The sequence below is a fragment of the Pelosinus fermentans JBW45 genome (assembly GCF_000271665.2).
Classification (GTDB): Bacteria; Bacillota; Negativicutes; order DSM-13327; family DSM-13327; genus Pelosinus; species Pelosinus baikalensis.
Genome location: NZ_CP010978.1, coordinates 520,556 through 533,541 on the forward strand (window position 1 = coordinate 520,556; position 12,986 = coordinate 533,541).

The following is a 12,986-nucleotide window of genomic DNA, read 5'->3' on the forward strand; positions in this document are numbered from 1 at the left end:
ATGAATAGTAATAAACGGAAGATTAGGGTATTAGTAGTTGATGATTCTATTGTTTTTCGCGAAACTTTGGTAAGGCAAATTGCACGGGATTCTATTATTGAGGTGGTGGCAACGGCATCCGACCCTTATATGGCCAGGGACAAAATTTTAGAGTTGGAACCGGATGTCATGACTCTCGATGTGGAGATGCCGCGGATGAGCGGGATAGAGTTTCTAAAAAAACTTATTCCTCAATATCCCATACCCGTTGTGGTGGTAAGTGCTGTCAGTGGAAGCGTCTTCGACGCTTTGAATGCTGGGGCTGTTGATTTTGTTACCAAACCAGATAGCCTAGGTGCTCGGGGCGTAGAGGCCTTTATCAGTGAACTAATTGTTAAAATAAAGATTGCATCCACAGCTAAGGTCGCAGTTTCGAAAAAAAATGTTAGTAGGGTATCCGTCAATTCAAGGATTGGATTAGTGAAACAAAACGGTATGATTGCTATTGGTGCCTCAACAGGTGGGACTGAGGCAATCGCAACCGTAATCAAGGATTTTCCTGCCAATATGCCGGGTACAGTTATCGTTCAGCATATGCCTCCTATCTTTACTGCTATGTATGCTGCACGGCTTAATAGCTTATGTGCTGTTGAAGTGAGAGAAGCCAAGAACGGAGACATGATTTTGCCGGGCCTGGTTTTAATTGCCCCTGGTGATTATCATATGAGGATTAAACCCATCCATAATAACTATATGGTAGAATGTGTTAAGGGTGAGAAGGTTAATGGTCATTGTCCCGCGGTAGATGTTCTTTTCCATTCTGTAGCTGAGCATGCTGGCAGCAAGGCTATCGGTGTGGTTTTAACTGGAATGGGCAATGATGGTGCTAGCGGTTTACTGGCCATTCGTAAAGCCCAAGGAAGAACCTTGGGGCAGGATGAAGGATCTTCAGTTGTTTATGGTATGCCAAAGGCTGCTTTTACTATTGGAGCTGTTCAAACACAAGTTCCTCTTAACCTTATGTCACGCAAAATATATGCATTAGTGGACAGTCGGCAGTAATTGTTTTTAAAAGTATTTTCTTGATCGAAAAAATAAAAGTTCTAAACTAAGCCTAATAAGCGTAAAATAAAGCATTGAGCGTCCTCGTTGAAGCAAGGGCGCTCAGTTTGGAATGTTAGGGGGGTTAGTGGAGAAACTCAACAATAATGCGTAATAATACTAGGAGAACCCAGTCTGAGACGGTTAATCTAAGATGTTTCGTCTCAAAACGCATAATAGTCGCCTCCTATATTCTGTTTGGGGTAGAGGTGATCACTCTACCCCCTATAAATATATGCATGTTTATGGAAATTTAGAAGAATAAATAAAAAAGAGCTCTCCCAAAGGAGAGCTTAGATGGGAGAGAAGTTGTTGAACGACATGAGAGGTCGTCATAAAGTAGTATGTCCGATTCAGAAGGATTATATACAGTTAAGGGAAAGAGTAAGATTGACAGGGGATTAGCGTGGCCAGCAGCCTTGCCAGGGCCAGCAAAACTGTCTGGGAAAACAAGAACGGCGAGGAAAACAGGCAAAGCCAAAACCAAAGCCTAAGCCGAAACCTAATCCCAGTCCTAAAAGTATACGTCGTTCTTCTTCTGACCTTGCGTCCCAATCTTCAATTTGTGGTTCTTCTTGGTTGCGATAATAATCCATTATAATAACACCTCCTAAACCTATAAACACTCTTTCTATACATAATATGTTCTAGGATAAATAAGGGTGAATTGGTCAGTTATCAATTGCCTCGTCATATTTTTGTCACATCTTTTTTCTATAATAGAAACAACAGATCAGCATAGTCGTGATTAAGGCACCTCTTATAAAAAAATCCATGACTATACTCATCGTTTATATAGATCTCCGCAAATTTTTTTATTAAGGAGATGGTATTATGGTGATGTTTGGGCATTGGGTAATGAATCTATTTCAGTTTATTGTGATTGTAGGGTTTTTGTTATATTTGTATCGAGTGAATAAATTATTAAGTGAATGATTGCGGGCGTTGACAAAAATGCTTTTTACGCCGCTAGAGATAAATAAAAAATCATAATTCCGTCTTGCCGTATTTGGGTGAGACGGAATTTTTTACCTATTTTCTATGCTAGTTTGATAATAATAGGAATTTTTCCATAAGATCATTGATAAAATGTTTTGAGGAAGGTATAGAGTGTCATCATCCCATTGGTAAAGGGGTTTAGTACTTCTTAGCGTAATCCTTATAAAACCACTTATGAAATTGATACCAAATAAACCAGCTGATAAGCCATAATAGATAAGAATGATACCATTTATAGCCGCTGTGATATTCGATTGTATCTGTATAGTGCTCTAAAAAATATTCAGGAATTACCAAGAGTGTTGTCCATAAGAATGCCCATTTAATTCTAGACATGGGAGAAAATCTAACCCAGAACATGGCTGCAATCGGTACTGTTATCATATTAGCAGTAAATGAAATGTCTTCAACGGAAGGTATAATCCGTACAGGAAATTTCCACCAATTAAAATAGGTTGCGACATAGCACCAAAGGTTAGCATAGAGCATGGCAAACATAGCGACAGGTATATAGGGCTTCATTCCTTTATATTTTAGAGCTAAGGCAAATAAAGCGATAGCAATCGCTGCATATTGAACTGACAGTTCAATTGACAAATGAAAATCCCTCCTAGTGGTTTTCGACTTTAGTACTAATATACCCGTCTAACCATGTTACATACGATAGGAACTTATACTTAAGTGTAAAGGTTCTTAGGGTAGTATATAGAGCAAACGGTATTTTGCTGTACAAGATAATATATGGAGTGTTAAAAGAAGAGGAAAAATGATGAAGGGGTGTCTTTTAAATGAAAATAACCATTAATGGTGGGCACTATCCAGGTCATGATAGTGGTGCAGTCGGTCGTAGAGGATTGCAAGAAGCAGATATCAATCTTGATATTATGGCAAAGGTCGCGAATTTTCTTCGTGCGGTATCCTATGATGTGCTGGAAGTACAAGTAAATGCATTACGTCACATTGTTGATGCATCAAAAGAATTTGAATCGGATTTGTTTATATCCATACATTGTAATGGATCCTATGATGCAGAGGCACAGGGTACAGAAACCTTTTGCTATACATTGGGGGGAGAGAGTGAAAAATTAGCCGTTTGCATTCAAAATCAAATCATTGATCATTTGGGGACTGTGGATCGTGGTGTGAAAACCGGGAATTTCTATGTTCTACGCATGTCAGAATGTCCGGCAGTTCTTGTAGAAACAGCCTTTATTACAAACGAAAGCGATGAAGCTCTGCTTGCTGACGAAGTGAAACGCGATGAATTTGCTGCAGCAATTGCGCGAGGGGTTACTGATTATCTCAGTGCATAAGAAACTAGCGTTTCAGTGACGTTCCATTTATCTAAATCGTTGCTTACCATAGGATTGTAAGCAATAATTTTGATCGTGTTTGAAACTTCTATTCTGACTTTTTCTACATATAGTAGAAAGGTAAAGGTGGATAGGGGGAACATCGTGTGGTTAGACTGCATTCTATAATCATAAACTGGCGAAAGACCTATTTCGCAATTGCGTCTGTGATGATATTTGGCCTGTTGATTGGCGTGCTGGGATTTGAGTATTTAGATGAGCTGGAATTGGCTGCTATTCCAGGACAGACAGAGAAAGCACCTACAGGGAAAGTAACCATTGTTGTAAAAATATCCGATCGCATTTTAGAATTGCATAATGATGGGAAATTATATAAAACGTATCGCATTGCTGTTGGTAAAAGGGATACGCCGACACCTATTGGCGAATGGATAGTGATTTGGAAGTCTTTTCGATCAGGCGATATTTTCGGGACACGTTTCTTAGGTTTAGATGTTCCTTGGGGGGGTTACGGTATTCATGGTACTAATCGGCCCTGGAGCATTGGTCATTTTATCAGCCATGGCTGTATTCGTTTGCGTAATAACGACATTGAAGAGCTTTTTGAATGGGTGCCAGTAGGTACACCCGTGCGGATTGAAGGGAAGATCATCCCCATGCAGCGTACTCTGAAATATGAAGCCACTGGTACGGATGTCGTTCAATTGCAAGTAAAGCTGAAAAAGCTAGGTTATTTGGAAGGAAGAGCCGATGGATTTTTTAATAGGGATACAGAAGAGGCTGTCAAACGATATCAGCATGATCAAGGGTTGAAAGCAAACGGTATTGTTGATAGAAAAATACTAGAACTACTAGGACTTTGAGTCATTAAAACATTGGATAGTGACGCAATGTACTGAACTTTAGGTTATAATAAAATGCGGATAAAAATAATAGGAGCGTCCTGCGGGATGCTCCTATTACTTTTTTATCCAAAGATGTAAGTCATGGGAAAATTTCTAAAATTTTAGTGGAAATTCTAAAAAAATAGAAATACTACTAACCTAGGCGTGATATAGAATGGAATGGTATGGGAATGGATTATTCTAAAAACCTAGAAAGCAGCGAGGCGAGATGTTGGGCAATATCCTTTGAGAGACTCATTTCTCAGGGGTTTATGATTTGGCATGCTTCTTGCAATTGTAATTATTATCATTTGAATAAAGAGAAAATAATACATTTTATTCATTTATTCTAAAAAACAAGGAGGAAAGTAGATGTTAGCACTTTTAGGTTTATTAACAATCGTAATATTACTGGCAGTAATTATTACAAAACGTATGTCGCCTTTAGTTGCCTTAATTGTAATTCCCATTATAGCCGCATTACTTGGCGGTTTTGGCTTAGGTACTAGTAAGTTTATCATCAGCGGCATTCAGAATATTGCACCAGTAGCTACTATGTTTGTTTTTGCAATTTTGTTCTTTGGTGTAATGGGTGATGCAGGATTATTTGATCCGATTATCAACAGGGTTTTAAAAGCCGTAGGTGCAAGCCCGCCTAGGATTTTAATGGGTACTGCTCTTTTGGCTTTACTCATTCATCTTGATGGTTCAGGGGCAGTGTGTTTTTTGATTACGATTCCAGCTATGCTCCCTATCTATGAGAGACTTAAAATGGATAAGAGACTGTTGTGTTTAATGGTATCTATGGCGGCGGGGATTAATTATCTGCCTTGGACAGGACCAACTCTGCGAGCTGCTGCTGCCTTTAAGGTGCCAGTTACTGAGGTATTTACACCCTTAGTTATTCCTCAAATCGTAGGTCTAGTCTACATGTTTACAGTGGCATATTTATTAGGGAAAAGAGAAGCTCGCCGTCTAGGTATTAAAGATGGTGAAGTAACGGATATCGTTTTAACAAGAGAATTAAAGGATGAAGAAAAAGTCCTTAGACGTCCGAAAGTGTTTTGGATCAATGCTGTTCTTGCTCTTGTGGTTATGGGGGTAATGATTGTAGGCATCGTTGATCCGGCACCAATGTTTATGATTGGTACTGTATTGGCATTGATGATTAATTATCCAAAAGTCACAGAGCAAAAGGCTCGTGTAGATGCTCATGCCAAAGCAGCCTTAATGATGGCAAGTATTTTGTTAGCTGCAGGGTCCTTTGTGGGAATTATGAGTGGTACAAAAATGATCACTGCTATGGCTCAGGTGGCTGTTTCCTTCGTTCCTCCTGCCCTAGCTCAACATATTCCTTTTGCCATGGGGATTATATCCATGCCCCTTAGTTTAATTTTTGACCCAGACTCCTTTTATTTTGGTGTTTTGCCAGTAGTAGCTGAAGTAGGACAGATGCTAGGTGTTCAGCCTCTTGCTGTAGCGCAGGCAGCTCTTATGGGACAGATGACGGTAGGTTTTCCGGTGAGTCCGTTGACTCCTGCAACCTTCTTAATTATCGGTCTTACGGGAATTGAATTAGGAGAACACCAAAAGTTTTCGATTCCGTATCTTTGGCTGGCTTCTATCATTATGACGATTACTTGCGCAATTGTTGGGGTTTTCCCATTTTAGGAATTTTACGAAAAAATAGAGAGGTGTGATCTTATGAGAACAATTAGAATCGGCTCAGGTGCTGGTTATTCAGGTGATCGAATCGAACCGGCAGTTGAGTTAGTAGAAAAGGGAGATATTCAATATTTAATATTTGAGTGTTTAGCAGAAAGAACCATTGCAATCGCTCAACAAGCTAAAATGAAAGATCCTAATGCAGGGTATGATGGACTGTTAACGCAGCGTATGGAGGCTGTATTGCTCCGCTGTAAGGAAAAAGGCATCAAAATTATAACGAATATGGGCGCTGCAAATCCCATTGCAGGGGCGCAAAAGATCAAAGAGATTGCTCAGCAATTAGGTATTAGCGGGCTGAAAATTGCAGCAGTGACGGGTGATGATGTTGTAGATGTTGTACGGGATGGAGATTACACGATTTTAGAAACAGGTGAAAAATTGTCAACTATAAAAGACAATATTGTTTCTGCGAATGCGTATCTTGGTACAAGACCAATTGTGGAAGCACTTCGTGGTGGTGCGGATGTCATTATTACTGGGCGGGTTGCTGACCCGGCGCTGTTCATGGCACCTTTGCTATATGAATTTAATTGGTCCGAGGAAAACTGGGATATCATGGGGCAAGGTACTGTGATTGGTCATCTGCTAGAGTGTGCCGGGCAAATTACAGGCGGATATTTTGCAGATCCAGGTTATAAAGATGTACAAGGATTGGCTCGTTTAGGTTTCCCTATTGCTCAGGTGCAGGAAGATGGAACCTTTGTGATTACAAAGGTTCCAGGATCAGGCGGTAAAGTGACTTTGGCGACTTGCAAAGAGCAGTTGCTCTATGAAATACACAATCCAGCAGCCTATATCACACCGGATGTAGTGGCTGATTTTACAGGCGTTCATTTTACCGAGGTTGGGGAAAATGAAATTAAAGTTACAGGTGGAAAAGGACAGCCTAAAACCGAATTCCTGAAAGCTTCCATTGGCTATGTTGACAGCTATATGGGCGAAGGACAAATCAGCTATGCTGGGCCGGGAGCCGTAAATCGTGGAAAACTGGCTTTAGAAATTGTTGAGGAAAGACTTAAGCTTATAGGCGTTCAGTATCAAGAACTTAAATTGGATCTCATTGGTATTGATTCTCTTCATGGCTCTAACCTATCTAAATCGGAACATGAACCTTATGAAGTTCGTGCCAGGGTGACTGGTCGTACGCAAAACATGAAGGAAGCCATTCGCATTGGTAATGAAGTAGAGACTCTGTATACAAATGGTCCGGCAGGAGGCGGTGGTGCTACCAAATCTGCTAAGCAGGTGGTAGCCATGGTATCTGCCTTGGTTCCTCGTTCATTAATAAATTATAAACTGCATTATGAGGTGATCTAAGATGAAATTAAGAGAACTTGCTCACTCACGAACTGGAGACAAAGGTAATATCTCCAATATTTCGGTAATTGCTCATGATCCAGCACAATATCCCATTCTTGAAAAGTATGTTACTGCAGAAATTGTTAAAGAATTCTTTGCAGAAATTGTAAAGGGGGATGTGATTCGCTATACACTTCCTAGCATTGGTGCCCTTAATTTTGTACTTTACAGTGCACTGGGCGGCGGAGTAACTCGCACTTTATCTCTAGATGCTCATGGAAAAGGTCTTAGTTCTGCTTTAATGAATTTAGAAATCCCTCTGGAAGAATAGCGACAATGAAAATAATAACTGTTGTGATGTAGATGACAACAGACAAAAGACATTTATTGTAAAATAAATGTCTTTTGTCGTACAATAAACAGGATATCAGCGACTAGCTTGTGTAGAATATTGTTGAAAAATGTAATAAAATATCTTTTTAAGGAGTGTAAAATGAATTCAATTAGAACAAAATTGCTTGTGGGTGTTGGTTTACTGATTTCAATATCATTAGGTATATTATGGACTTTTAATTACTGGAACACAAAACAACTGCTAATAAAAGACACTGAGGAGTATATCACCTTGCAGGCTGTAACTACAGGAAACCAAGTTGGTGAATTTTTTGGTTCCCGTATTGCAGAGATTTCCTTAATGGCTAATTCTCCTACGATGGTGGAGGGAGATCGCCAAGCTATCATTAGTTATTTAAAAACGGAAGAACAGCGTGAACAAAAGAAATATATTCGATTCTTTTTCACAGATCAAACAGGGAATGTATTTTATACAGACGGATCAAGTGCGAATATTGCTCAACGGGATTATTTTAAAAAGGTTATGGCAACGGGACAAGCGTTTGCCCCTGATCCTGTAATATCGAGGGTAGACGGAAAGCCGATTATAACAGTGGTTGCCCCTATTAAAAAAGGCAGTGCAGTAGTGGGGATTCTAGGCGGATCGGTCCCATTAGAGAATGCAGCCAGTGATGTGGTAAAGATTAAGATAGGAGAGACAGGGCGCGCTTTCATTATAAAAAATGATGGTGTGGTGATTGTCCATCCTGAGGCGGAAAAAATAATGAAAGCAAATTTACTGACAGATGAAGAGAGTGATGTCAGTTTGAAAAATGCTGCTGGCAAGATGGTGAAAGGAGAAAGCGGCATTACCCACTATAGCGATAAAAAGATTGATAATTACATTGCTTACGCCCCGGTTAGCGGAACGGATTGGAGTATTGGTGTAAGTGTTCCTGTTGCGGAGGTGATGGGGAAGCTGCAAAAATTTATGTTTTCTGCAGGGATTAGTTTTGTTATTATATTGTTGATATCCATCAGTATTGTTTTCTTTTTCGCTGGGTATTTGGCCAAGCCGATTCAAACATTAAGTGCTTTGGCTAATCGTATTGCCAAAGGTGATTTAACAATGGAAGGATTAGAGATTCATTCGAAAGATGAAATTGGGACCTTGGCAAAGGCTTTTGAGCTAATGGTTAAAAATCTGCGTGATCTCTTAAGAAAAATTGCGCAGACGGCAGAACAGTTGGCGGCATCTTCCCAGGAGTTGACGGCTAATTCGGAACAATCCGCTCAGTCTTCAGGCCAGGTAGCATCATTGATTGTTGAAGTGGCAGCGGCAGCAGAAGGGCAAAAGTCATCTACCAGTGAAATGTTAAAAACAATGGAATTTATGGATGGTGGAATACAAAAGGTGGTTGAGAAAAATAGCTTTATGACAGGTGTTACCGAAAAAACTGCAAGCTCTGCCTCGGAGGGCGATAAGGTTGTAAAAGAGGCCATCCAGCAAATGCAGAGCATTGAAGATACAGTAGCAGATTCGGCCCTTGTTGTAGAAGTGCTAGGAGAGCGCTCAAAGGAAATCGGCAATATTGTTGGTGTAATTTCAACGCTTGCGGGACAAACTAATCTTTTAGCTCTAAATGCTGCGATTGAGGCTGCCAGAGCTGGTGAACAAGGTCGAGGTTTCGCGGTAGTAGCTGATGAAGTACGAAAATTAGCTGAGCAATCTCATCATGCTGCAGAGCAAATCGCTGAATTAATTAAGGAAATTCAAGTAGAAATTGATAAAGCAGTCGCAGCAATGAAGAAAGGGACAGAAGAGGCTGCATTGGGTACAACTGTAATTCATCATGCCAAAGAAAGATTTGGGGAAATTACCCATTTGGTAAATGAAGTAGCAACGCAAGTAAGAGATATTGAAAGTGAAATCCAAGGTATGGCCAAGAGCAGTGAAAAAATTGTGTATGCAGTGCGTGATGTGGATACGGACAGTAGGCGTACAGCTGTACAAACACAGGAAATTTCTGCGAGTATAGAGGAGCAGTCAGCTGCATCAGAAGAACTGGCTGCTTCCAGCAAGAGCTTAGCAATCATGGCAGAAGAATTGCAAGAGGCTGTACATAAATTTACATTCTGATGGTTGTTATAGGTAATTAGTATTTTTGCAAGATAGATGGTTAGAAATAGATTAGGGTTACTAGGAGGATAGTATGGTTCATGAAGGCCACGATGACTTAAATGATCTTAAACATGTGTTTGCGTCTTCCGAATATGCTGAAAAATGGTATATTCAAATCTTAAATTCTATTAATAATGGTATTTTAGTAACGGATGATCAGCTGATTGTTCGGTACGTTAATGCGCAATACACTCGTATTACAAGTATTAAAGAAAAAGACATACTCGGGCAGCCTCTTAAAAAGGTCCGTCCAGGCGCTAAGCTTCCCCAAGTCATTGCAACGGGAGAGGCCCTTGTTGGAGTGTATAGGCGTGAAGGAGATACAGAATATGTTGTAGATATGGCTCCGATTATTGTTGAAGGAGCAATTATTGGTGGCGTGTCAGTTGTAAAGGATATTACGGAAGTTCGAAGATTGTCAGAAGAAATAAAGACATTTGCCAAAAAGACGGGTCGTTTAAAAACCCTGGTAGATCGTATTTATAAAGCCAAGTATACATTTGATGATATCATAGGCAGCAGTAGTCCCATTCAGGAAGCTGTACGGGTGGCAAAAAGGGCAGCTCAAGGCAATGCCGATATCTTAATTACAGGAAAAAGCGGCACCGGCAAAGAGCTCTTTGCCCAAGCCATACACAACTCCAGCAATCGTGAATTTGGCCCTTTTGTTGCTTTAAATTGTGCTGCAATTGCTCCTTCTTTAATTGAAAGCGAGTTGTTCGGTTATGAAGAAGGAGCTTTTACGGGAGCAAAAAAAGGTGGCAGGGTTGGCTTATTCGAAATTGCAAGTGGCGGAACGATTTTCTTAGATGAGATTGCAGAGCTGAATCTGGAAGTTCAGGCAAAATTATTACGTGTATTGCAGGAGCGGTCTATACGGCGTGTTGGTGAAACCAGTGAGGTTTCCGTTGATATTCGGGTGATGGCTGCTACCAATAAAGATTTATATCAGATGGTGCAAGACGGCAAATTCCGTGCCGATGTTTACTATCGCCTGAATGTGTTAAATGTACATTTGCCGCCGCTTGCAGAAAGAGGGCAGGATATTATTTTATTAGCCAATCAATTCTTCCAATTTTATTTTCAGAAGATTGGCAGGACCTTTGAGGTGGATAAGCAGATCCTAAAAGCATTATTGCACTATTCATGGTCTGGCAATGTACGGGAACTGCGTAACGTGATTGAATACGCTGTCAATATGTGTGAGGATAATATAATCACGACTCTTCATCTGCCTAAATGGTTTAAAGTGGATGATGAAGCAAGAAATTCGATCCATTCCTTGTCCCAGATGGTCCAGGAATTTGAAAGAAGAACGATACAAAATGCCATTGCCCATTATGGAACGAGTGTAGAGGCGAAACAACGGATTGCCAAGGAGTTGGGGATTTCTGTTGCTACCCTTTACAATAAAATCAAAGTAGAACCGATATCTGATGACAAATAAGTTTCTAATTATTAAGAAAATCAGAAGAAAATTTCTTGATAATTAGAAAGGTTCTAAAGGTGTTTTTGCCAGAGGTATTGGCTGTAGAAATGCAGCGATTGCGATTTATTTAGCCCCTGGATAAGAGCGACTAACATTCAGGTGGAGTTAAAACTCCATTGTCGATCAAGTCTTCTTTATAAAAAAATAGAAATAAGTGAAGGAGCCATTTCTTATGGCTCCTTTATTTATTTGGCATAGAGGGCTTGGCATGATTTTTGCAATTAGATTTAGCTACAAGAAGTGATGGGATGAACTGCTTTTTAGTTAAAGGAGGAGCACGGGATGAGTAAGGTTATAAGTCAAGAAGAACTAGTTTCCCTTTTTGAAGATAAGGCGACAATCATGATGGGTGGATTTATGGGGGTTGGAGCACCGACATCCTTAGTCCGCATATTAGTAGAGCAAGGCGTGAAAGATCTTACGCTGATTACCAGTGATACAGCTACACCTGATACAGGTGTAGGACCACTAATTGTAAACCGGCAGGTGAAAAAGATTATTGCCTCGCATATTGGGACAAATCCGGAAACTGGCAGGCAGATGATTGCTGGCGAGACCGTAGTTGAGCTTGTACCCCAGGGGACTCTTGCGGAAAGAATTCGAGCGGGTGGTGCTGGTCTAGGAGGAATTTTGACTCCTACAGGGTTAGGGACAGTGGTGGAGGAAGGCAAAGAAAAATTGCTGGTCAATGGTAAAGAGTATCTCTTGGAATTGCCTTTAAGAGCCGATATCGCTTTGTTGAAAGCATATAAGGCTGATAAAGCTGGCAATTTGATATATCGTCAGTCGGCGCGGAATTTTAATCCGATTATGGCTTTAGCTGCAGACTTGGTGATTGTGGAAGTGGAAGAAGTGGTTGAAGTGGGAGAGCTTAAGCCGGATGAAGTAATGACTCCAGGGATTCTTGTTGATAAAGTTGTCTGCTGCGGGAGGATTTCGTAATGAAAACATACAGTGCAAAAGAATTAATCGCTTGTAGAGTGGCTGGAGAAATGCGAGATGGGGATGTAGTAAATTTGGGAATTGGTTTACCTACACTCGTTTCTAATTATTTACCAGAAGGCATCAACATAACCTTGCAGTCAGAAAATGGTTTTGTCGGACTGGCTCCTGTTGGCAGTGAGGTCGATCCTGATTTAGTGAACGCTGGCGGGAAACCGGCAGGCATTTTTCCAGGAGGAGCTACTTTTGATAGCTTCATGTCTTTTGCCTTGATTCGGGGTGGTCATGTAGATGTGACTGTGCTCGGTGGATTGCAGGTTGATCAGAATGGTAATTTGGCAAATTGGATGATCCCTGGGAAAATGGTGCCAGGCATGGGCGGTGCTATGGATTTAGTAGCTGGAGCGAAGAAAGTAATTGTTGCCATGGAGCATACAGCAAAAGATGGGGCAGCAAAAATCCTTGAAAAATGTAGCCTTCCTTTAACAGGTAAAGGGGTTGTATCTTTAATTGTTACAGAGCTTGCTGTAATTAAAGTAACATCGGAAGGATTGCAGCTAGAGGAGATCTCACCTTATACAACCGTGGAAGAGGTGGTTGCCAAAACAGAGGCAAAACTTATCATTCCCGATCATGTTGGGGCGATGAAGGGCTTAGAGCAATTAGAGCAATTAGAGAAATAAGTATAAGAACAGGATTCCTTTATGAAATAAATCGTAATACGGGTTTATATAGAA

The 12,986-nt window shown here is 40.5% G+C and carries 12 protein-coding genes; 10 read left to right on the forward strand and 2 right to left on the reverse strand.

Annotation, left to right across the window (positions count from 1 at the left end; all coding sequences use genetic code 11):
• Positions 1-1,041: a protein-glutamate methylesterase/protein-glutamine glutaminase gene (locus tag JBW_RS02030; protein ID WP_007958570.1), complete on the forward strand. Its 1,041-nt coding sequence runs from the start codon at positions 1-3 to the stop codon at positions 1,039-1,041.
• A gap of 440 nt (positions 1,042-1,481) precedes the next feature.
• Here JBW_RS02030 and JBW_RS02035 read toward each other — a convergent pair whose 3' ends face one another.
• Together JBW_RS02035 and JBW_RS02040 are read right to left on the reverse strand one after the other, a co-directional pair.
• Positions 1,482-1,676, reverse strand: a complete 195-nt coding sequence (locus tag JBW_RS02035; RefSeq protein ID WP_007958571.1) for a hypothetical protein — start codon at positions 1,674-1,676, stop codon at positions 1,482-1,484.
• A 541-nt stretch (positions 1,677-2,217) separates the two neighbouring features.
• Positions 2,218-2,676: a CBO0543 family protein gene (locus JBW_RS02040; protein ID WP_007958574.1), complete on the reverse strand. Its 459-nt coding sequence runs from the start codon at positions 2,674-2,676 to the stop codon at positions 2,218-2,220.
• Positions 2,677-2,867: 191 nt separating this feature from the next.
• Between JBW_RS02040 and JBW_RS02045 the strand changes: the two genes are divergently transcribed.
• The 9 genes from JBW_RS02045 (at position 2,868) to JBW_RS02085 (ending at position 12,932) form a co-directional block, all read left to right on the forward strand.
• Complete coding sequence (locus JBW_RS02045) at positions 2,868-3,392, forward strand: N-acetylmuramoyl-L-alanine amidase family protein (RefSeq protein ID WP_007958576.1); 525 nt, start codon at positions 2,868-2,870, stop codon at positions 3,390-3,392.
• Positions 3,393-3,538: 146 nt separating this feature from the next.
• A complete protein-coding gene (locus JBW_RS02050; protein ID WP_007958578.1) occupies positions 3,539-4,255 on the forward strand; it encodes a L,D-transpeptidase family protein in 717 nt (238 codons plus the stop codon).
• Positions 4,256-4,648: 393 nt separating this feature from the next.
• Entirely contained in the window at positions 4,649-5,947 is a 1,299-nt protein-coding gene (locus JBW_RS02055) for a CitMHS family transporter (protein WP_007958579.1), read from the forward strand.
• Positions 5,948-5,980: 33 nt separating this feature from the next.
• Positions 5,981-7,321, forward strand: coding sequence for an acyclic terpene utilization AtuA family protein (locus JBW_RS02060; RefSeq protein ID WP_007958581.1), 1,341 nt, complete (start codon positions 5,981-5,983; stop codon positions 7,319-7,321).
• 1 nt (position 7,322) lies between these two features.
• Positions 7,323-7,634, forward strand: coding sequence for a hypothetical protein (locus tag JBW_RS02065; RefSeq protein WP_007958583.1), 312 nt, complete (start codon positions 7,323-7,325; stop codon positions 7,632-7,634).
• A 162-nt stretch (positions 7,635-7,796) separates the two neighbouring features.
• Positions 7,797-9,776, forward strand: coding sequence for a methyl-accepting chemotaxis protein (locus JBW_RS02070; protein WP_007958586.1), 1,980 nt, complete (start codon positions 7,797-7,799; stop codon positions 9,774-9,776).
• A gap of 73 nt (positions 9,777-9,849) precedes the next feature.
• Positions 9,850-11,265 carry a sigma-54 interaction domain-containing protein gene (locus JBW_RS02075; RefSeq protein ID WP_007958588.1) on the forward strand — a complete coding sequence of 472 codons (1,416 nt, stop codon included), beginning with the start codon at positions 9,850-9,852 and terminating at the stop codon, positions 11,263-11,265.
• A gap of 324 nt (positions 11,266-11,589) precedes the next feature.
• On the forward strand, positions 11,590-12,249 hold the full coding sequence (gene atoD, locus JBW_RS02080; RefSeq protein ID WP_007958589.1) for an acetate CoA-transferase subunit alpha: 660 nt from the start codon (positions 11,590-11,592) through the stop codon (positions 12,247-12,249).
• A complete protein-coding gene (locus JBW_RS02085) occupies positions 12,249-12,932 on the forward strand; it encodes a 3-oxoacid CoA-transferase subunit B (protein WP_007958590.1) in 684 nt (227 codons plus the stop codon). Before atoD ends, JBW_RS02085 begins: the two co-directional genes overlap by 1 nt.
• The last annotated feature ends 54 nt before the right edge of the window (positions 12,933-12,986 follow it).